16 protein-coding genes are annotated in these 20155 nt (G+C 62.8%); 6 read left to right on the forward strand and 10 right to left on the reverse strand.

The annotated features are described in order from the left end of the window. Window positions 1-139 precede the first annotated feature (139 nt). Window positions 140-463 carry a thiosulfate sulfurtransferase GlpE gene (glpE, locus tag ACB037_RS19680; RefSeq protein ID WP_371175795.1) on the forward strand — a complete coding sequence of 108 codons (324 nt, stop codon included), beginning with the start codon at window positions 140-142 and terminating at the stop codon, window positions 461-463. Between the two features lie 29 nt (window positions 464-492). Beyond that, the gene (glpG, locus tag ACB037_RS19685; RefSeq protein WP_049636383.1) at window positions 493-1326 is read left to right on the forward strand and encodes a rhomboid family intramembrane serine protease GlpG; all 834 of its coding nucleotides are present in this window, start codon (window positions 493-495) and stop codon (window positions 1324-1326) included. A gap of 293 nt (window positions 1327-1619) precedes the next feature. Here glpG and ACB037_RS19690 read toward each other — a convergent pair whose 3' ends face one another. Beyond that, window positions 1620-4037, reverse strand: coding sequence for a VolA/Pla-1 family phospholipase (locus ACB037_RS19690; RefSeq protein ID WP_045522594.1), 2418 nt, complete (start codon window positions 4035-4037; stop codon window positions 1620-1622). Between the two features lie 301 nt (window positions 4038-4338). On the opposite strand from ACB037_RS19690, the gene ACB037_RS19695 reads away from it, so the two are divergent. Continuing rightward, window positions 4339-4596, forward strand: coding sequence for an accessory factor UbiK family protein (locus tag ACB037_RS19695; RefSeq protein ID WP_010672374.1), 258 nt, complete (start codon window positions 4339-4341; stop codon window positions 4594-4596). A 139-nt stretch (window positions 4597-4735) separates the two neighbouring features. On the opposite strand, the gene fre is transcribed toward ACB037_RS19695, so the two are convergent. From fre to trxA, 5 genes are all read right to left on the reverse strand, one after another. Beyond that, window positions 4736-5434, reverse strand: a complete 699-nt coding sequence (fre, locus tag ACB037_RS19700; protein ID WP_010672373.1) for an NAD(P)H-flavin reductase — start codon at window positions 5432-5434, stop codon at window positions 4736-4738. 155 nt (window positions 5435-5589) lie between these two features. Next, window positions 5590-7059: a 4-hydroxy-3-polyprenylbenzoate decarboxylase gene (gene ubiD, locus ACB037_RS19705; RefSeq protein ID WP_371175796.1), complete on the reverse strand. Its 1470-nt coding sequence runs from the start codon at window positions 7057-7059 to the stop codon at window positions 5590-5592. Window positions 7060-7092: 33 nt separating this feature from the next. Further along, window positions 7093-8100 (reverse strand): hypothetical protein, encoded by a 1008-nt coding sequence (locus ACB037_RS19710; protein ID WP_128343240.1) that lies wholly within the window; start codon window positions 8098-8100, stop codon window positions 7093-7095. Between the two features lie 106 nt (window positions 8101-8206). Further along, window positions 8207-9472 (reverse strand): transcription termination factor Rho, encoded by a 1266-nt coding sequence (gene rho, locus ACB037_RS19715; protein WP_010672370.1) that lies wholly within the window; start codon window positions 9470-9472, stop codon window positions 8207-8209. Window positions 9473-9679: 207 nt separating this feature from the next. After that, on the reverse strand, window positions 9680-10006 hold the full coding sequence (gene trxA / locus ACB037_RS19720; protein WP_010672369.1) for a thioredoxin TrxA: 327 nt from the start codon (window positions 10004-10006) through the stop codon (window positions 9680-9682). Window positions 10007-10119: 113 nt separating this feature from the next. Between trxA and rhlB the strand changes: the two genes are divergently transcribed. The 3 genes from rhlB to ACB037_RS19735 are packed head-to-tail and all read left to right on the forward strand — an operon-like array spanning window position 10120 to window position 13186. Then, the gene (gene rhlB, locus ACB037_RS19725; RefSeq protein WP_042879063.1) at window positions 10120-11409 is read left to right on the forward strand and encodes an ATP-dependent RNA helicase RhlB; all 1290 of its coding nucleotides are present in this window, start codon (window positions 10120-10122) and stop codon (window positions 11407-11409) included. Window positions 11410-11422: 13 nt separating this feature from the next. Beyond that, on the forward strand, window positions 11423-12913 hold the full coding sequence (gppA, locus tag ACB037_RS19730) for a guanosine-5'-triphosphate,3'-diphosphate diphosphatase (RefSeq protein ID WP_049636360.1): 1491 nt from the start codon (window positions 11423-11425) through the stop codon (window positions 12911-12913). A gap of 12 nt (window positions 12914-12925) precedes the next feature. Continuing rightward, window positions 12926-13186 carry a Rho-binding antiterminator gene (locus ACB037_RS19735; RefSeq protein WP_045522598.1) on the forward strand — a complete coding sequence of 87 codons (261 nt, stop codon included), beginning with the start codon at window positions 12926-12928 and terminating at the stop codon, window positions 13184-13186. A 70-nt stretch (window positions 13187-13256) separates the two neighbouring features. On the opposite strand, the gene ACB037_RS19740 is transcribed toward ACB037_RS19735, so the two are convergent. The 4 genes from ACB037_RS19740 to hemB form a co-directional block, all read right to left on the reverse strand. Next, window positions 13257-14015, reverse strand: coding sequence for a class I SAM-dependent methyltransferase (locus ACB037_RS19740; RefSeq protein ID WP_202605911.1), 759 nt, complete (start codon window positions 14013-14015; stop codon window positions 13257-13259). 51 nt (window positions 14016-14066) lie between these two features. Then, window positions 14067-16634, reverse strand: coding sequence for a bifunctional diguanylate cyclase/phosphodiesterase (locus ACB037_RS19745; protein WP_043155406.1), 2568 nt, complete (start codon window positions 16632-16634; stop codon window positions 14067-14069). A 234-nt stretch (window positions 16635-16868) separates the two neighbouring features. Further along, window positions 16869-18911 (reverse strand): oligopeptidase A, encoded by a 2043-nt coding sequence (gene prlC, locus ACB037_RS19750; protein ID WP_045522605.1) that lies wholly within the window; start codon window positions 18909-18911, stop codon window positions 16869-16871. A 221-nt stretch (window positions 18912-19132) separates the two neighbouring features. Further along, complete coding sequence (gene hemB, locus ACB037_RS19755) at window positions 19133-20152, reverse strand: porphobilinogen synthase (RefSeq protein WP_039041081.1); 1020 nt, start codon at window positions 20150-20152, stop codon at window positions 19133-19135. Between the last annotated feature and the right edge of the window lie 3 nt (window positions 20153-20155).

Here is a 20155-nt window from a genome sequence, read left to right on the forward strand (position 1 = left end):
AAGTCCGAGCCTACCCGGCCCGGGCGGCCCGATATTGAAGAAAATTGCGATCCCCTGGATGCCGCCCCCATTGCACACTTAGCGCAAACCGCCGCTTGCGGTAAACTGCCCTTCAACCCTCCATTTTCAGGACATCTCAATGGACCAGTTTGCCCATATCAGCGCCCATGATGCCCACCAGAAGCTGAGCGCAGGCGAAGCCCGTCTCGTGGACATTCGCGATCCCCAATCCTTCGAGACGGCCCACGCGGTCGGCGCCTTCCACCTCACCAACGGCACCCTGGCTCGCTTTATGAACGAGGTGGACTTCGATACCCCTGTCATCGTGATGTGCTATCACGGCAACAGCAGCCAGGGGGCGGCCCAGTACCTGCTGCAACAAGGCTATGACGAGGTCTATAGCCTAGATGGCGGTTTCGAGGCCTGGCGCAGGGAGTTCCCCATCCAGGCGGGGGACGCATGACAGAGGCGGGTCGCTCCTCTTCGACCGGCATGATCCAGCTGCTGGTGCTGGGCGACGCCCGCATGGCCCAGGCGCTGGTGGATTATCTCGCTACCCTGGGCATTCCGTGCGAGCTGACCCAGTCCGAGCTCGGCGTCTCGGTCTGGCTGGCGGACGAACGGCGCCTCGCCCAGGCCCAGCAGGAGGTCAAACGCTTCCTGAGCGAACCCAATCACCCCCGCTACATGGAGGCCTCCTGGCAATCCGGCCATGCCGATGCCCGGATCGACTACAGCAAGGGGATGACGGATCCGGTCACCGATTTCCTCCACCAGGCGGGCCCTCTGACCCTGGTGGTCATCATCGCCTGCCTGGCCATCTACGCTCTGGATGCCATCGGCCTGCCCATCTTCGACGAGCTCGCCTTCCACCCCACCCTGGCCCAGTTCACCGACTGGCAGGCCTGGCGCTACGTCACTCCGGCCTTCATCCACTTCTCGGTGCTGCACCTGGTGTTCAACCTGTTGTGGTGGTGGTATCTCGGTGGTCAGATCGAGCAGCGTCTTGGCAGCGGCAAGCTGTTCATCCTGCTTATCGTCGGGGCTGCCCTGCCCAATATCGCCGAGTTCTTTGCCAGCGGCCCGCGCTTTGGCGGCCTCTCCGGGGTGGTCTATGCCCTGCTCGGCTACAGCTGGCTGCGAACCAGGCTTCAACCGGATTGCGGCCTCGCCATGCCGCCAGCCCTGATGGGCTTCATGCTGGTCTGGCTGGTGCTCGGCTTCCTGGACATGCTCGGCACCCCCACCGCCAACATGGCCCATTTGGTCGGCCTGCTGGTCGGCCTTGCCCAGGGCTGGCTGGACAGACACCACAGGCCGGGGTGAGGCCTGGTTGTCGGCAATTGCTCGGCAACCAAAGCGACCACCAACATGGCTCACCTGGCGGGCCTGCTGGTCGGCCTTGCCCAAGGCTGGCTGGACAGGCACCACAGGCCGGGGTGAGGCCTGGTTGCCGGCAACGGCTCGGCAACCAAAGCGACCACCAACATGGCTCACCTGGCGGGTCTGCTGGTCGGCCTTGCCCAAGGCTGGCTGGACAGGCACCACAGGCCAGCCTGAGCCGATTTGCCATAAAAAAACGCCGCCCCAAGGGGCGGCGTTTTTATTGGTCGGCCGGCTTACTGCTTGAGCAGGCTGCCGTCGGTCACCTTGACCGCGGTACCGCCGCTTGCGAAGAAGCTGCCGAACTGGGTCTGCATCTCGGTGGTGACGGCGCCGGTCGGATCGAAGTTCTCGTCAGGTGCCAGCAGCGAGCTGTGCCCCCCGGCCACGAAGCGGGCCGCTCTGTGGTTGGCGGCGCCGGTGGCGGTCAGCGGTTGCAGGGCCAGGACCTTGAACAGCGGCTCGGTGCCACCCAGCGGGGCGGTGGCGATGCTGTTCGGGATCACCCGATCCGACAGGCTCAGGGCGCCGTCGCCGACGATTTCGGTGGCAAACAGCGGGAAGTCCGCCGCGATGCCGCTCCCCAGGTTGATGGGGTCTGCCGAATCCAGCACCGACTGCGCCGCGAAGCTGTAGCTCTGCAGGGTGCTGGCCGCCGTGGCCTGGGTGGCCGCATCCTGGCTCGGCAGGAACTCGTTGACGAAGCAGGTCGGCACCGCCGTCTTGCAGTTCGGGGCGTAGGCGGTGAAGGCTGCCTTCAGGGCCGCACTGCCAGCGGTCAGCACGCTCATCTGGATGGTCGGGCCGAAAGTCGGCGAGTTCAGCAACAGCGGCGCTATGCCTCCACCCGGCATGGCCAGGCCGCCAGTGTCGAACTTGAACAGGGCGTCTGCCGTCGGGTTGCCAACAGACTGGTTGGCCACCGCCAGCAGGTTGGCCCCCGCGATGGCACCCAGAGAGTGACCCAGGAAGTGTACCTTGAGGCTGCCAGCAGTGCCGATAGCCCCCTTGGCATTGGCCAGCCCCACCGCCAGACGCAGGCCCAGCAGATCCGCCACGCTCTGTTTCAGGTTGTCGCGGGCCACGGTCAGGTAGCTCAGGTTCAGGTAGGGGGTCGGGTTGTCGGAGGTGGTCACCGAGTCCATGCTGCCGGTCAGGGCGAAGCCGCGTTCACCGTGCAACGGATGATCGATCACCACCACGGCCACGTTCTTGCTCGCCTGGGCACCGGCACCAATCTGGCCAAGGGCCAGGGCGTAGGCGTTCTCCTTCACGGAGGTGACGCCGTGCTGATAGATGATCACGTCGGTGATGTTCGCCAGCGGTGCGGCGGCGAAGATCCGCATCGGGACGGACTGCACCTCTTCCAATGCCGGCAGCGGGTTGAAGCGCCCGATATTCATCTCGGGATCCAGCGCCTTGCCGCCGGAGGTGAGGGTCACCCCGATCAACTTGCTCGCCTCCGCCAGCAGCTCGGCCTGACGGCTCGGATCGGCGATGAGTTCGCCCAGCAGGGCCGGATCCACACCCGCCCCCACCAGGCCGCCGATCACTTCGGTATCCTGGGCCTTCAGGGCGTTCGCGATGGCGTAGAGGCTGGGGATGGCACCGTGCCAGGACTGGGTCTTCGCCTTGTCCCAGGAGCCGGCGGTGGCCGGGGAGGAGAGGAAGTAGGGCAGCTTGACGGTGCCGCTGTAGACGGTGGTACCCAAGGCCAGATTGTGGAGTGGAGTGCCGTCACCAAAAGCGGCGGCAATCGCATCCTTCTGCTCCTGGGGCAGGAAGTTCTCGGCATCCAGCTGGGTCAGGAAGGGGCTGCCGCCGCTCACCGACAGGGTATAGGTGCCAGGCAGGCTGGTATTGCCCAGGGCGTCCTGCTTCCACAGAGCGGCGGCGTCCAGGGTCGGGCTCTTGAGCACGGATGCGGCCGCCCCTTTCACCGCCACCAGCACGTCGGCGCCGGACTGGGTACCGAACCAGTCGGAGAAGATCACGTGGTCGCTAGTGATGCCGGTGGCAGCCTTGAACAGCCCTTCCTGCAGCGCAATCAGGCCGCTGATGGTCTGCTCCTGGGCGTTGCTGCCTGTGCTGGTCTTGTAGTTGCTGTAGTCGCTACCCGGTCGCAGGGGGGCACCCGTGCTGTCTTTGAGGGTATCGGTCGCCACTATCATGTAGTAGGAAGAGGGGTTGAGCGGCTTGAGCGGCACCAGATTCAGCTTGCCGGTCGTCTCGGCCACCACGAAGTCCACCCCGTAGGTCAGCACCTTTTTCACGCCGCTCGGACGCAGGGCCGCACTGTCAAACTCCAGCTCCATCAGGTAGAGGGGAGCCACGGAGGCTGCGAATTCAGCAGCGGCCGGCGCCTTGACCTGGATGCCGGAGGCCGTCACCGGCACTATCTGGATCGCCTGGGTAGTCGACCAGCCATCCAGGGTGGAGAGGGCGGACACCGGATTGGAGAGATCCGCCGTTTCCGTGGAGAATTTCAGGGTACCGTCGGTCGCACGGGCTGCCAGGGCGCTGGGTCGGACTGCATTGGAGCCGCTCAGCAGATAATCGAGATAGCTTGAGGTATCGCCTGTGTTGTCGTCACTGCCACCACAACCGCTCAGCAGCGCACTGACGACGGCCGCATAAATTAGCTTTTTCTTCATATCCTTATCTCTTTTATGTTGTTATCCATGATGAGCCTGACGGGGTAGGGTTCAAACCCGACCGAATCATATTAACAGCAACGCAACAATTAATAAGCCTCTGGTCAGTCATCTGATCTGATTTTTTTGTGTACACCATCAAGGAATTGGAATTGATTCCCGGTGTCACAGGGTAGCAGCCAGGGTGCATCAACCAGACCCGACCAGAGCCTAATGGGATCCATGGCGCAAAAAGCCGCCCCGATCTCGGCAAAGGGGACGATTTGTCGGTAGAATGGCGCCATTGCTTAAGGAGACCCCCATGATCGACCCGAAAAAACTGGAAGAGATCGCCAAACAGATACACAACGCCCTGCCCCCCGGCATTCGCAGCATGGGTGAAGAGGTGGAGAAAAAGACCCGTCAGGTCTTGCAGGCTCAGCTCAACAAGCTGGATCTGGTGAGCCGCGAGGAGTTCGACGTGCAGACCAAGGTGCTGCTGCGCACCCGGGAGAAGCTGACCGCCCTCGAGGCCAAGCTGGCCCAGCTCGAGCAGCAGCTCGCCGCCAAGGGCGAATGATCCGGCGTGACCCGCCGTAGATAGCACAAACCCCAGCCAGGCTGGGGTTTGTCGTTTTTATGGGGACAACGAGTTTCTCATCCCCCCTTCTCTCGCAAGACGATAAGGGGGCTGATCGACGCTCTGCGGTTGGCCGTGGTCAGATAAACTCGTAGGCATCGCCGAAGATGCGCTCGGGCTCGGCGCCCAGTACCTTGAACTCTTCCCGCGCGGCACCGGCCATCTCGAAGCGGCCCGCCACATAGATGTCGTAGTCATGCAGGCTGACGAAGTCATCCATGATGGCCTTGTGCACCAGCCCGGTCCTACCGGTCCAGTCGCTCTCGGGCTCCTGCACCACGGGAATGAAGGTCAGCGGCGCATAGTCGCGCTCCCACTGCTGCATCTGCTCCAGCTCGTAGAGCCAGTGCGCCTGGCGTACCCCCCAGTAGAGGAACACCGGACGCTTGCTGCCGCTGCCGATCAGGTATTCCAAGATGGCGCGGGCATAGGAGAAGCCGGTGCCGCCCGCCATCAGGATCAGCGGTCGGGGGGATTCGTCGCGCAGGAACGCCTTGCCGGCGGCCAGCTCGACCTCGATCTCTCCCTGTTCGCGCATGCGGGCCAGCACCTGACCGGCATAGGCATTCTCGGGAGTGGCACCGATCTGCAGCTCCAGCACGCCGGAGCGGGTCGGCGAGTTGGCGATGGAGAAGGGGCGCTTGTCCGAATCGCTCATCACCACCAGCAGATACTGGCCCGGCTTGAAGCTCACCTCCTGCTGCGGCGCCAGCGCCACGTGCCAGATGGTGTCGACATATTCGCGCAGTTCCTCTACGCGGCACTTGATACGTTGCATTCTTGTCCTTGTGAGGGGCCTGCCCGGCCCGCTTCGCTCATGGTTTCACTGTTTTTATGGCGACCAGTTGGTGGTCAGGTCCGTCGAGCATACCCAATTCGGCACGGCAATACCGCTCTTTTGCATCACAATGGCCGCGCCGCATCGGGGATCCCTCAGTCGAGGATCTTCAGCTCGTCCCAGATGGCATCGATCTTCTGCTTTACCGCCTCGTCCTGGACGATGGGCTGACCCCACTCCCGGTTGCTCTCCCCCGGCCACTTGTTGGTGGCATCCAGCCCCATCTTGGAGCCGAGCCCGGAGACCGGCGAGGCGAAGTCCAGGTAGTCGATGGGGGTGTGCTCGATCAGGGTGGTGTCCCGAGCCGGGTCCATCCGGGTGGTGATGGCCCAGATCACGTCCTTCCAGTCCCGGGCGTTGATGTCGTCATCGCAGACGATCACGAACTTGGTGTACATGAACTGGCGCAGGAAGGACCAGACCCCCAGCATCACCCGCTTGGCGTGGCCGGGGTAGCGCTTCTTGATGGTCACCACCGCCATCCGGTAGGAGCACCCCTCCGGCGGCAGGTAGAAATCCACTATCTCGGGGAACTGCTTCTGCAACAGCGGCACGAACACCTCGTTGAGCGCCACCCCGAGCACCGCCGGCTCATCGGGCGGACGGCCGGTGTAGGTGCTGTGGTAGATGGCATCCCGGCGCATGGTCATGTGGGTGATGGTGAAGACCGGGAACTCGTCCACTTCGTTGTAGTAGCCGGTGTGATCGCCGTAAGGCCCTTCGGGGGCCATCTCCCCCGGCTCCAGATAGCCTTCCAGCACGATCTCGGCGCTGGCGGGCACTTCCAGATCGCAGCTCAGCGCCTTCACCACCTCGGTACGGCTGCCCCGCAGCAGACCGGCAAAGGCGTATTCGGAGAGGCTGTCCGGCACCGGCGTCACCGCGCCCAGGATGGTCGCCGGATCGGCGCCCAGCGCCACCGCCACCGGGAAGCGTTCGCCCGGGTGGGCCTCCTGCCACTCGCGAAAATCGATGGCGCCGCCCCGGTGATCCAGCCAGCGCATGATCAGCTTGTTCTTGCCGATCTTCTGCTGGCGATAGATGCCGAGGTTCTGCCGCTTCTTGTAGGGACCGCGGGTGATGGTCAGCCCCCAGGTGACCAGGGGCGCCACATCCCCGGGCCAGCAGTGCTGGATGGGGATCTGATCCAGATCCACCGCGTCCCCTTCCAGCACCATCTGCTGACAGGGGGCCGAAGAGAGCCGCTTGGTCGGCATGTTGAGCACCTGCTTGAAGATGGGCAGCTTCTCCATCAGCTCCTTGAGCCCGCGAGGCGGCTCCGGCTCTTTCAGGTAGGAGAGCCAGGTCCCCACCTGGCGCAGGGCGCTGACGTTGGGCTGGCCCATGCCCATGGCAACCCGGTCCGGCGTGCCGAACAGGTTGGTCAACACCGGCATGGTGTAGCCCTTGGGATTCTCAAACAGCAGAGCCGGGCCCCCCGCACGCAGGGTACGGTCGCTGATCTCGGTCATCTCCAGATAGGGGTCTATCTCGCGACTGATGCGCCTGAGCTGTCCGTTTTGTTCCAACTGCGCGATAAAATCACGCAAGTCCTTGTATTTCATGCAAGTACCCCAGCGGGATCAGGTGGTCCCGCATTATAACCCTGGCGGCGTATCCGGTGTACCCGTATCGGACCTCATGACGGACGAGGCGTGTCGCCGCTCCTGAAGCGTCAGCCGGTTTGCCAATTGACCCAGGAGCCTGGGCTCGTCCATCTGCAACAACAGGCCGGCCACCAGCCCGCCATACTGGTGCTTGCCGAGTTCGGCCAGGAGGAACTGCTGGGCCCCGTCCGGCAAGGGGGAGAGGCGGCTGAGCTGGTGCAGGGCGGGGACCATCAGGCGGCTGTTCTGGCTGGCGGCGATCAGCAGATCGCTCGCCTCCTGCCCTGAATAAAAGCGGGAAATGGTGTGCAGTGCAGTCAGGCTATCGTGATCCACTGGCTGACGCCACAGCTTGAGGTAGAGTGCCGTCTCCCCGGTCTGTTCGATGAAGTGCAGCAGCAACTGGTTGTCCGGCAGGAAGAGATTGAGGGCGGCAAGCCGCTGCGCCTCCCGACGCAGCACGGATACCGGCTGCCGATCGAGCACCGCCAGCAGGGCCTGCTGCTGCTGTGCCAGCTCGGGATTGCGGCTGTAGTAGACCTGCTTGAAGTCGAAGCGATCCTGCTCCAGCAACTGGCGATAGTTGTCCTGCCAGGCCAGCTGCTGCCAGTGGCTCAGCACCAGCCGGGCCTCGGCGGGGAAGTCATAGGCGGGTAGCTGCACCAGGAAACCGTCCACCTTCCCTTCCACCAGCCATTGTGGCGCCTTGGCCGCTTGTGCCCGCACCCAGGCCAGCAGCGCCGGGCTCGGTGCGCCCGATGACTTGAGCTCACCCAGCAACTGGAACAACAGGAACTCCCGCTGCCCCACCGACAGGGTCTCAAGCAACGAGTCCATGGCATCAAACTGCCCGAGCGCCATACGGCCGTCCAGGTACGCCCGATGCCCATCCAGTCCCTCGTCCGCCACCAGAGGAGCCTGCAATTGCGGCGGGGAATCGGCATGCACCGGGGCCGCCAGCCACAACCACCCCATCCATATGAACAACACCAGCTTCATGACGTCCCTTTCCTTGTGACATCGAGGCTTCATACTACTAAGCCAGCCGTGAAATAGATAAACAAAAACCGCGACCTGGGCCGCGGTTTTGTCATTGAAGAGGCTGTTACTTCTGTTGACGCTTCATGGAGTCGAAGAACTCGTCGTTGGTCTTGGTCGCAGCCAGCTTGTCGATGAGGAACTCGATGCTGTCGATCTCGCCCATGGGGTGAATGATCTTGCGCAGGATCCACATCTTCTGCAGCTCGTCCGGTGCGGTCAGCAGCTCTTCCTTGCGGGTGCCGGAGCGGGTGATGTCGATGGCCGGGTAGACGCGCTTCTCGGCAATCTTGCGCGAGAGGTGCAGTTCCATGTTGCCGGTACCCTTGAACTCTTCGTAGATGACTTCATCCATCTTGGAGCCGGTATCGATCAGCGCGGTGGCGATGATGGTCAGGCTGCCGCCCTCTTCGACGTTGCGCGCCGCACCGAAGAAACGCTTCGGACGGTGCAGGGCGTTGGCATCCACACCACCGGTCAGCACCTTGCCGGAAGACGGGATGACGGTGTTGTAGGCGCGGGCCAGACGGGTGATGGAGTCCAGCAGGATCACCACGTCCTTCTTGTGCTCGACCAGACGCTTGGCCTTCTCGATCACCATTTCGGCGACCTGGACGTGACGGGAGGCCGGCTCGTCGAAGGTGGAGGCGATGACTTCGCCCTTCACCATGCGCTGCATCTCGGTCACTTCTTCCGGACGCTCGTCAATCAGCAGCACGATCAGCTCACAATCCGGGTGGTTGTAGGCGATGCTCTGGGCGATGTTCTGCAGCAGCATGGTCTTACCGGCCTTGGGCGGTGCAACGATGAGACCGCGCTGGCCCTTGCCGATCGGGGATGCCAGATCCAGTACACGGGCGGTGATGTCTTCGGTGGAACCGTTGCCACGCTCCATGCGCAGACGCTCGTTGGCGTGCAGGGGAGTGAGGTTTTCAAACAGGATCTTGTTGCGGGAGTTTTCCGGACGGTCGTAGTTGACGTCGTTGACCTTGAGCAGGGCGAAATAGCGCTCGCCCTCTTTCGGCGGCCGGATCTTGCCGGAAATGGTATCGCCGGTACGCAGGTTGAAGCGGCGGATCTGGCTCGGGGAGACATAGATGTCATCCGGACCAGCGAGATAAGAGCCGTCTGCACTGCGCAGGAAACCGAAACCGTCGGTCAGGATTTCCAGCACACCGTCGCCAAAGATATCCTCGCCGCCCTTGGCGTGCGCCTTGAGGATTGCAAAGATAATGTCTTTCTTGTGCGCCCGAGCCAGATTTTCCAACCCCATGGATTCGCCAAGCTGGACCAGCTCGGACACAGGAGTGTTCTTAAGTTCAGTCAGATTCATAGTGGTGAAAGTCTGTAAGCAAGGATTGAAATGAGGAGACAGTCTGCTGGATTGATGCTGATCGGATTTGACTTGCCAGGCTGGTAGTTAAGCAAAGAGTCAGGCAAAAAGGTTAGCAAACGAGCGATAAACTAGCACCAATCAGGGTGAGCGTCTAGGTGATAAAACACAAGGAGCGCATTATTGCAATGCGCTCCTTCTTGATTATTACAGGTTGCCGTCCAGGAACTCTTTCAGTTGGGTCTTGGACAGGGCGCCGACCTTGGTCGCTGCCACTTCACCATTCTTGAACAGCAGCAGGGTCGGGATACCACGAATGCCGTACTTGGGCGGAGTGTCGGCGTTATGATCGATGTTCAATTTCGCCACGGTCACGCGACCTTCATATTCCTGAGCAACTTCGTTCAGGATCGGGGCAATCATCTTGCACGGTCCACACCATTCGGCCCAGAAATCGACCAGAACAGGGCTGTCGGCGTTGATTACATCGGCCTCGAAGCTGGCATCGCTCAGCTGAACAATCTTGTCACTCATCTCCAACTCCAGTCAGTAATTAAGGCTTTATTGATGGTTCAACAAAGGCAATAGTTGCCCTATTTGAAATGATCCTGTTTATTATTGCAAGCCTAACCTGATAACCTACCGCCATGAGCAAAACACATCTAACGACCGAAAAATTCGCCCAAATGGGCCTCGAACCCGAAGTTCTGGCTGGTCTGGAATCAAAGGGATTTCACTATTGTACGCCCATCCAGGCACTGTCCCTGCCCCTGCTGGTTGAAGGTCATGACCTCGCCGGTCAGGCCCAGACGGGGACCGGCAAAACCCTGGCTTTCCTGGCGGCGACATTCAACTATTTGCTGACCCATCCGCTGACCAGGCCGCGCCTCGTCAACCAGCCCCGCGCCATCATCATGGCCCCGACCCGGGAGCTGGCCGTCCAGATCTATAACGATGCAGAGAGCATGTCCGCCTCCACCGGGCTCAAGCTCGGTCTCGCCTATGGTGGCGAAGGCTACGACAAGCAGCTGGCCGTGCTGGAACAGGGCGTCGACATCCTGATCGGCACCACGGGTCGCATCATCGACTACTTCAAGTCCAAGGTCATCGATCTCGGCAACATCCAGGTCGTGGTACTGGACGAAGCGGATCGCATGTTCGATCTGGGCTTCATCAAGGACATCCGTTTCCTGTTCCGCCGCATGCCCCCCGCCACCGAGCGTCTGAGCATGCTGTTCTCCGCCACCCTCTCCCTGCGGGTGCAGGAGCTGGCCTATGAACACATGAACCACCCGGAACATGTGCAGGTCGAACCGGAACAGATGACCGGCGTGCGGATCAAGGAGGAGCTCTTCTACCCCTCCAACGAAGACAAGATGTTGCTGCTGCTCTCCCTGATGGAAGAGGAGTGGCCCGAGAAAGCCATCGTCTTCGCCAACACCAAGCACGTCTGTGAAGACGTTCACGCCTGGCTGGAGAACGACGGCCACCGCGTCGGCCTGCTGACCGGCGACGTGCCGCAGAAGAAGCGGATGAAGATCCTGGAAGAGTTCACCAAGGGTACCCTGGATATCCTGGTCGCCACCGACGTGGCTGCCCGTGGTCTGCACATCCCCGATGTGACCCACGTCTTCAACTACGACCTGCCCGACGATGCCGAAGACTATGTCCACCGCATCGGTCGTACCGGTCGCGCAGGCAAAAGCGGTCACTCCATCAGCCTGGCCTGTGAAGACTATGCCTTCAATCTGCCGGCCATCGAGGAGTACATCCACCACCCCATCCCGGTCAGCAAGTATGACCGCGAGGCGCTGCTGGATGACGTCACCGCGCCAAAACGGGTGTTCCGCAACCGCCAGCCGGTGAACCGCAACATGCGGGATCGCCAGGGCGGTGGCAACAGCAACAACCGTCGTCGTCCCCCCCGCAAGAACTGAGGGATCGGCCAAGTTGCACAACTCGCCTCTCTATGCCGCCATCGACCTCGGCTCCAACAGCTTTCACATGCTGGTGGTGCGCGAGGTCGCCGGTGCCCTGCGCACCGTCACCAAGGTCAAGCGCAAGGTACGCCTCGCCGCCGGCCTCGATGCCGATTTTCGCCTCAACCGTGCCGCCATGGAGCGGGGCTGGGATTGTCTGCGCCTCTTCTCCGAGCAGTTGCAGGACATCCCGTCCGACAACATCCGGGTAGTGGGCACCGCCACCCTGCGCCTGGCCACCAACGTCGACGAATTCATCAGCGAAGCGGAACGGGTGCTCAACCACAGCATCGAGATCATCTCGGGCGAGGAAGAAGCCAAGACCATCTATGAAGGAGTCTCCTGGACGTCGGCAGGGGAAGGCAATCGGCTGGTGATCGACATCGGCGGCGCCAGCACCGAGCTGGTGATCGGCGAGCAGAGCGAAGCCAAGCTGCTCAACAGCCTGCACATGGGCTGCGTCACCTGGCTCAACAACCACTTCGGTGATGGCGAGCTCTCCGAGGCGCGCTTCAACCAGGCCATTGCCGCCGCCAAGGCGGTACTGGAGAAAGTGGCTGCGGACTACCGTGTCCTCGGCTGGCGCACCTGCGTCGGCGCCTCCGGCACCGTCCAGGCGCTGCAGGAGATCATGCTGGCTCAGGGCAAGAGCGAGCGGGTCACCCTGCCCAAGTTGCAAGAGCTGATGGGTCAGGCCATCGCCTGCGGCAGACTCGATCAGTTGCAGCTCGAAGGGCTGGCGGCCGAACGGCTGACCGTGTTCCCCTCCGGTCTCGCCATCCTGATCGCCATCTTCGAGACCCTCGACATCGAGAGCATGACCCTGGCGGGCGGTGCCCTGCGTGAAGGGCTCATCTACGGCCTGCTCGGCAACAATCACGACTGTGATGCCCGGGATCGCACCGCCGACAGCCTGATCAGCCGCTACCAGCTCGACAAGGAGCACGCCGAGCGGGTCCGCGACACTGCCATCGAGGCGTTCACCCAGTTGCAGCCGGCCTGGCGCCTCTCCAAGCGCTACGGCCGCCCGATCCTGCGCTACGCGGCCCTGCTGCACGAAATTGGTCTGTGCATCGAGTACAAGAAGGCGCCGCAGCACGCCGCCTACATCATCGACAACATCGACATGCCGGGCTTCACCCCCGCGCAGAAGAAGCTGCTGTCGGCCCTGCTGTTCAACCAGCGGGATGAATTCAAGCTGGAGCCGCTGGAGAAACAGGGCGCCGTCACCGGTCGCCAGGCGATCCGGTTGGCCCGCATCCTGCGCATCTCCCTCATCCTCTGCATGCGCCGGACCCAGGGCACTGTGCCCAGGTTCATGCTGCAAGCCGATGAAGATGCCCTGACCCTGACCCTGCCCAAGGGGTGGCTGGACGAGCACTACCTGCGCGCCAGCGAGCTGCGCCTCGAGGTGGAGCGCCAGCAGAAGATGGGCTGGTCCACCCGGCTGCTGGAAGCCTGAGCCGCACACCCCATGGCCGATTACCAACCCGTCAGCTGTGACCTGTACGACTGGCTGGAGATCGCCGCCAGCTGGCAACTGCCCGTCACGATCACCGACCGGGATGGACGAACCTGGGCGGACAGGATCCGCACCATAGAAGCCAGCGACGGAGTGGAATATCTGCTGCTGGAGCGCGCTGAGCGCCTCAGCCTGGCGGACCTGGGGACCCTGGAACTCGTCTGGCAAGGGGAAGAAAAGCGGATCCACTTCGCCCCACCCCGCAGCCAATGAATAGCAAGAGGGCCAACCTGATCAGGTTGGCCCTCTTCGTTTGACGCTCAGACTCCCTGCCCGTCGCCACTCAACTTGCCAGCGCCGCCATCACATAGACGTCGAAGCGGTTGCTCTTGGTCTCGATGGCCATGCTGGGCTTGTGCTCGTTGAGCCAGCCCGCATAGTCGGGCCGCTTCACCACCACCCGCTTGTCAGCCATCCTGAGCGCCGCCGGCAGCAGGGCATCCGCGTCGAGATCCGCCCCCACCAGGGACTGGAACACCCGCATCTCCTTCTTCACCAGCGCCGATTTCTGCTTGTGGGGGAACATGGGATCCAGGTAGATGACCTCCGGCCGCTCGGTCAGCGCCAGCAGGGTCTCCACCGCCGGGCCTTGCAGCAGTTGCATCCGCTCGCGCACCCAGGGGCCTATCTCGGGATCCTGCGCCGCCCGGGTCAGACCGTCCTGGAGCAGGGCCGCCACCACGGGGCTGCGCTCGATCAGGGTCACCTTGCAGCCGAGGGAGGCGAGCACGAAGGCATCGCGCCCGAGCCCGGCGGTGGCATCCACCACGGTCGGCATGGCTCCCGACTTCAATCCCACCGCCTTGGCGATGGACTGGCCGCGCCCGCCACCGAACTTGCGTCTATGGGCCACCGCCCCTTCCACGAAGTCCACATAGACGGCCCCCAGCTTGGGTTCGTCCAGCTTGCGCAGCTCCAACCGCGATTCGGTCAGCACCAGGGCGAAGGGAGCGGGAAACGCCACGTCGGCAAGGCGCTGGCGCAGGGCGTCGAGCTCGCCATCGCGGGCGGGCACTTCACTGAAAACCTGAATATGGGGCATAACATGGACTCATCACGGCGCAGAAGCCGGCATGATAGCAGAAGCGGGGGGTCAGCTCACCGTGGTCAGATTCGCCAGGTTCATTCCCTGACGGTTGAGACTCAGGTACTCGGTCAGATCGTCGAAGGGCAGCGGGCGGCTGAGCAGATACCCCTGGGTGAAGGCGCACCCCTTCTGGCAGAGGAAGTTGAGCTGCTCCCGGGTCTCCACCCCTTCGATCACCACCTGCATGCCGAGGTTGTGCACGATGTTGATGATGCCGTCGAGCAGCAGGCGGTCCTGCTCGTTGAAGGGAATATGGCGCACGAAGGAGCGATCGATCTTCACCAGATCCACCGGGAAGGTACGCAGGTAGTTCAGTGCCGAGTAGCCGGTGCCGAAGTCGTCGATGGCCAGCTTGCAGCCCGCCTCGCGCAGAGCATCGATCCGCACCCTGTGCTGATCGCTGGTCTCCATCAGCAGGGATTCGGTGATCTCGATGATGATGTCCGCCGGATCCAGCTCGAAGTGGCGGATCACCCTGAGCCACTCGTTGGCCTCCGGGTCTATGGTCTGGAACTCCAGGGTGGAGCGGTTGATGGACATCTGCAGATCCGGGAAGCCGGACTGCTGCAATCTGGCCAGATCCCGGCAAGACTGCCACAGCACCAGGGCACCCAGCCCCTGGATGAGCCCCGCCTCTTCCGCCAGCGGGATGAAATCCGCCGGTGAGACCTGACCCCAGTGGGGGTGATACCAGCGCACCAGGGCCTCCAGCTTGGCGACCCGGCCGCTGCGGTTGTCCCAGATGGGCTGGTAGGCCATGGTCAGCTGGCCCAGCTTGATGGCCTCCGCCAGATCGTGCTGCATCTGGTGGCGCTGGCTCACCTCTTCCCGCATGGAGGCGTTGTAGGTGCCGAGGGGGCGTCCCTGGCGCTTGGCGACGAACAGGGCCTGCTCGGCATTGCGCAAGAGCTCGTCGCTGTCGCCGCCGTCATTGGGACAGAGGGTGATCCCCAGGGTGGCGGTCACATAGAGGTGCTGGTTGGCCAGCATGAAGGGACGGGCAAAGCCGCCGATCACCTGCTTGGCAAACACCTCGGCCTGACGGCGGTTGACGATGCCGGGCACCAGGAAGGCAAACTCGTCGCCGCCGATGCGGGCCACCAGGTCCTCGGTGCGCACCCGGCTCACCAGCCGATCCGATACCTCCCGCAGCAGGGCGTCGCCCACATGGTGATCCATGCTGTTGTTGACCGCCTTGAAGTTGTTGAGGTCGAGCACCATGAGGGCGAAGCGCTCCCCCCGCTCGCAGAAGCGGGCCAGACAGCGACCGAACAGCCAGCGGTTGGGCAGGCCGGTGAGGTTGTCGTAGTTGGCCTGGGCGGCGATCTTCTGCTCCGCCAGCTTGGTCTGGGAAAGATCGCTGAAGATGGCGATGTACTGACTGATCTTGCCCCCTTCCCGCACGGCGCTGATCATCAGCTGCTGGGGATAGAGCTTGCCGTTCTTGCGCTTGTTCCACACCTCCCCACGCCAGATCCCCACCCGCTCCAGGGCGTGGTACATGTCCGCATAGAAGGTCTGATCGTGCAGTCCGGACTTGAGCATGCTGGGCCGCTGGCCACACGCCTCCTCCTCGCTGTAACCGGTGATCTTCTCGAAGGCCGGATTGACCGAGATGATGCGACTGTCGGCATCGCACACCAGAATGGCTTCGGAGAGGTTGTCATAGACCCGGTGGGAGAGCTTGAGCTGCTCCGCATGGCGCCTGATGGGATCGATGTTCTCCAGCACCACCATGAGATAGTCGGGGTGCATCTGCTCGTTGCGGATGAGGGTCACCGTCACCCGTCCCCACAGGACGGTCCCATCCCGATGGAGATAACGCTTCTCCTGGGTAAACGCGGGACGCTCTCCCCGCTTGAGGGCGTCGTAGAGCGCAATGCTGGTCTGCCAGTCGTCCGGATGGTTGATTTCGGCGACGGTGAGCTGTTGCAGCTCCTCCTGGCTGTAGCCGAGCATCTTCTCGATGGCCGGGTTCGCCCAGAGGATCTTGCCGCCCAGATCCACCTTGCCGATGCCCACGGGCGCATGGGACATCATGGTGTCCAGGAAGTGGTGATGTTCCGGTTGCGCCGGCTGCTCCTGGCTCTGGCGCTGCTGATACATCAGCGCCAGTTCACGACCGGCGAGCGGGGCCAGCAGACGCAGCAGGCCCACTATCTTCTCCATTCTCGGCATGGCCCGCTTGAACATGACGCTGCACAGGCCGATGGTCTCTCCCTCGGCGTTCTTGAGCGCGACGCCGGCATAGGCTCTCACCTCGCAGCGCTCCAGCACGGCGGCGTGGGGGAACAGCTGGCGGGTGCGATCACTGAACCAGGCTTCACCCTGTTGCATGGCGATCTCGCCCGGAGTGTCGGCGAGGGGGAAGCTGTAGGAGTTGATGTCGAGGGAGGCGGGATAGGCGGCATGCACGGTAAAGAACAGACCCGCCTGATCCTTGCCGGACACCAAGACGAAGTCAGCCCCCACCGCGTTGGCGATTTCACTCACAAAGGCATCAAAATATCCCTGACCACTCGAATGAGACAGGCTGGAGATGATTTGATAGACAGACTCGAGTGCTCGCCTCATGGCAAGGTTCTTTCTCTCCCTGGAAGGTAGAACCCGACTCTACTGAAGAGGCGGGGACAGTGCAAACATGCACTCCGCAAGATATTAAAAAGGCTTGGAAAAAGGGACCAAAAGGTCCCTTTTTCTATCAAAAATCACGTTTCGATCCCACTATGCCGCAAATGTGTACCTGCTTGAAGCTCCCGCAGTGGCGCGGCAGCTCATCCAATCGAGGCTCACTGTGGCGGCGGGACCTCACGCGGCGATACCGCTGTGACGCAGCAGCGCATCCACCTGGGGCTCCCGGCCACGGAAGGCACGGAACAGCTCCATCGGCTCCCTGGAGCCGCCCTTTTCCAGAATGTTCTTCAGGAAGGAGTGGCCCGTGGCCGGGTTGAAGATCCCCTCCTCCTCGAAGCGGGAGAAGGCGTCGGCAGAGAGTACCTCGGCCCACTTGTAGCTGTAGTAGCCCGCCGCGTAGCCGCCCGCGAAGATGTGGGAGAAGCTGTGCTGGAAGCGGTTGAACGCCGGAGGCGTCATCACGGCGACCTGGCTGCGCACCTCATCCAGCAGCGCAGGGATCTGATCCGCTCTGGTCGGGTCAAAGGTCTGGTGCAGACGGAAGTCAAACAGGGCGAACTCCAGCTGGCGCAGCATCTGCATCGCCGCCTGGAAGTTGCGGGCGGTCAGCATCTTCTCCAGCAGATCGGCAGGCAGCGGCTCCCCGGTCTCGTAATGGCCGGAGATGAAGGCCAGCGCCTCGGATTCCCAGCACCAGTTCTCGAGGAACTGGCTCGGCAGCTCCACCGCATCCCAGGCCACGCCGTTGATGCCGGCCACGCCAGCCACATCGATGCGGGTCAGCATGTGGTGAATGCCGTGGCCGAACTCGTGGAACAGGGTGACCACTTCGTTGTGGGTAAACAGGGCCGGCTTGCCGTCCACCGGGCCGTTGAAGTTGCAGGTCAGGTAGGCCACCGGCTTTTGCAGGGAGCCGTCCTGACGGTAGCGGCGACCCAGGCAGACATCCATCCAGGCGCCGCCCTGCTTGTGCTCGCGGGCATAGAGATCCAGGTAGAAGCTGCCGCGCAGCTCGTCATCGGCGTCAAAGATGTCGTAGAAGCGCACATCCGGGTGCCAGGTGTCGATGCCGAGACGCTCGCGCACCTTCATGCCGAACACCCGCTTGACCACCTCGAACAGCCCCTTCACGACCCGACCGGCGGGGAAATAAGGACGCAACTGCTCATCAGAGACCGAAAACTTGTGCTGTTTGAGCTTTTCTGCGTAATAGGCAAGATCCCAGGCCGCCAGTTCGTCCTGACCGTGCTGCTCGGCGGCAAAGGCGCGGATCTCCTCCAGCTCCGCCTTGCCTTGGGGCAGGGACTTGGCAGCCAGGTCGGTGAGGAAGTCCACCACCTGCTCCGGCTTGTCCGCCATCTTGGTCGCGAGGGAGAGCTCGGCATAGTTGGCAAAGCCCAGCAGTCGGGCCAGCTCCCGGCGCAGGGTGAGCAACTCGGTCATGATGGCGGAGTTGTCCCACTTGCCAGCGTTGGGGCCCTGGTCGGAGGCGCGGGTGGTGAAGGCCTCATACAGCTCGGCACGCAGGGCGCGGCTGTCGGCATACATCATCACCGGCAGGTAGGAGGGGATGTCCAGGGTGAACAGCCACCCCTCCTTGCCCTTGAGTTCGGCCATCTGGCGCGCGGCAGCCTGGGCGCTCGCGGGCAGACCGGCCAGCTCGGCCTCGTCGGTCACCAGCTTGTGCCAGCCCTGGGTCGCGTCCAGCACGTTGTTGCTGAAACGGGAGGCGAGCTCCGAGAGGCGGGCCTGGATCTCGCCGTAACGCTGCTGCGCCTCGGCAGGCAGACCGATGCCGGAGAGGCGGAAATCGCGCAGGGTGTTCAGGATCTCCTTGCGCTGGGCATCATCCAGCCGGGGGAAGTCATCGCTCTCGGAGAGGGCCAGATAGGCTTGATAGAGCCCTTCATGCTGACCGACATAGGTCTGGAATTCGGACAGCAGCGGCAGGCAGGCATCGTGAGCCGCCCGCAGCGCCTCGCTGTTCTGCACGGCGTTGAGGTGGCTGATGGGGGACCAGATCCGGGAGAGGCGGTCGTTGACCTCTTCCAGCGGGGCGATCAGGCTGTCCCAGGTGTGAGGCTCCTTCTGGGCCAGCACATCCTCAATCTTCTGTTTGCAATCGGCGATGGCCTGCGTCACGGCAGGTTGCACCTGATCGGGCTGGATCTGGCTGAAGGGAGGCAGCGAGTCCATTGTCAGCAAAGGGTTAGTCATCTGCGGTACCTCTAAATGCTCTGCAGCCCCTGCCGTCCAGAAGCCTGCTTGGACCATCTAAGATGTAGGCAGAAACCCCATTTATCAAGCCTTTGCCGCCAAGAGACGGGCTTGTTGCCCACTTTTTCAGGCATTTTGTTCATAAAACCAGCACTTCATCTGCCAGAGACGACAATGCCGGCCCGAGGGCCGGCATTGTGAGGGCATGGACACTCCCCGCCTCAGCGTCGGGCGTCCTCTTTCAACCACTGGGCGACCCGCTTGGCGAAGTAGGTGAGGATGCCATCGGCCCCGGCCCGCTTGAAGCAGAGCAGGGATTCCATCACGCACTCTTTCTCCTTGAGCCAGCCATTCTGGATCGCCGCCATGTGCATGGCGTACTCGCCGCTCACCTGATAGGCGAAGGTCGGCACGCCGAACTGATCCTTCACCCGGCGGATGATGTCCAGGTAGGGCATGCCCGGCTTGACCATCACGCTGTCCGCCCCTTCGGCGATGTCGAGGGCCACCTCGTGCAGGGCTTCGTTGCCGTTGGCCGGGTCCATCTGGTAGGTGGCCTTGTTGCTCTTGCCGAGGTTGGCGGCGGAGCCCACCGCATCGCGGAACGGGCCGTAGTAGTGGGAGGCATACTTGGCGGAGTAGGCCATGATCTGCACGTTGACGAAGCCATTCTCCTCCAGCGCCGCGCGGATGGCACCGATGCGGCCGTCCATCATGTCGGACGGTGCCACCATGTCGGCCCCGGCGGCGGCATGGGAGAGCGCCTGCTTCACCAGGATCTCGGTGGTGATGTCGTTCTGCACATAGCCTTCGTCATCGATGATGCCGTCCTGGCCATGGGTGGTGAAGGGGTCGAGCGCCACATCGGTGATGACCCCGAGCTCCGGGAAGCGAGCCTTGAGGGCACGGGTCGCCCGCTGGGCCAGGGCATCCGGGTTGTAGGCCTCTTCCGCCATCAGACTCTTTCTCTCCAGCGGCGTCACCGGGAACAGGGCCACCGCCGGCACACCCAGGGCCACCAGTTCGGCGGCCTCTTCGAGCAGCAGATCGATGGAGAGCCTGTCCACCCCCGGCATGGAGGCAACGGCCTCTCGCTGACCCTCCCCCTCCAGCACGAACACGGGATAGATGAGATCGTCGACGGTCAGTACGTTCTCGCGCACCAGGCGGCGGCTGAAGTCATGTTTGCGCACCCGGCGCAGGCGACGGCCCGGGAAGGCCCCCGGAAGAGTTGTGGCCATGAA

Source organism: Aeromonas sp. S19(2024), from assembly GCF_041402625.1.
GTDB lineage: Bacteria > Pseudomonadota > Gammaproteobacteria > Enterobacterales > Aeromonadaceae > Aeromonas > Aeromonas caviae.

Coding starts and splice junctions, on each gene's coding strand:
- glpE (WP_371175795.1), top strand. CDS start 140: ATGGACCAGTTTGCCCATATCAGCGCCCATGATGCCCACCAGAAGCTG.
- glpG (WP_049636383.1), top strand. CDS start 493: ATGATCCAGCTGCTGGTGCTGGGCGACGCCCGCATGGCCCAGGCGCTG.
- ACB037_RS19690 (WP_045522594.1), bottom strand. CDS start 4,037: ATGAAGAAAAAGCTAATTTATGCGGCCGTCGTCAGTGCGCTGCTGAGC.
- ACB037_RS19695 (WP_010672374.1), top strand. CDS start 4,339: ATGATCGACCCGAAAAAACTGGAAGAGATCGCCAAACAGATACACAAC.
- fre (WP_010672373.1), bottom strand. CDS start 5,434: ATGCAACGTATCAAGTGCCGCGTAGAGGAACTGCGCGAATATGTCGAC.
- ubiD (WP_371175796.1), bottom strand. CDS start 7,059: ATGAAATACAAGGACTTGCGTGATTTTATCGCGCAGTTGGAACAAAAC.
- ACB037_RS19710 (WP_128343240.1), bottom strand. CDS start 8,100: ATGAAGCTGGTGTTGTTCATATGGATGGGGTGGTTGTGGCTGGCGGCC.
- rho (WP_010672370.1), bottom strand. CDS start 9,472: ATGAATCTGACTGAACTTAAGAACACTCCTGTGTCCGAGCTGGTCCAG.
- trxA (WP_010672369.1), bottom strand. CDS start 10,006: ATGAGTGACAAGATTGTTCAGCTGAGCGATGCCAGCTTCGAGGCCGAT.
- rhlB (WP_042879063.1), top strand. CDS start 10,120: ATGAGCAAAACACATCTAACGACCGAAAAATTCGCCCAAATGGGCCTC.
- ACB037_RS19735 (WP_045522598.1), top strand. CDS start 12,926: ATGGCCGATTACCAACCCGTCAGCTGTGACCTGTACGACTGGCTGGAG.
- ACB037_RS19740 (WP_202605911.1), bottom strand. CDS start 14,015: ATGCCCCATATTCAGGTTTTCAGTGAAGTGCCCGCCCGCGATGGCGAG.
- ACB037_RS19745 (WP_043155406.1), bottom strand. CDS start 16,634: ATGAGGCGAGCACTCGAGTCTGTCTATCAAATCATCTCCAGCCTGTCT.
- prlC (WP_045522605.1), bottom strand. CDS start 18,911: ATGACTAACCCTTTGCTGACAATGGACTCGCTGCCTCCCTTCAGCCAG.
- hemB (WP_039041081.1), bottom strand. CDS start 20,152: ATGGCCACAACTCTTCCGGGGGCCTTCCCGGGCCGTCGCCTGCGCCGG.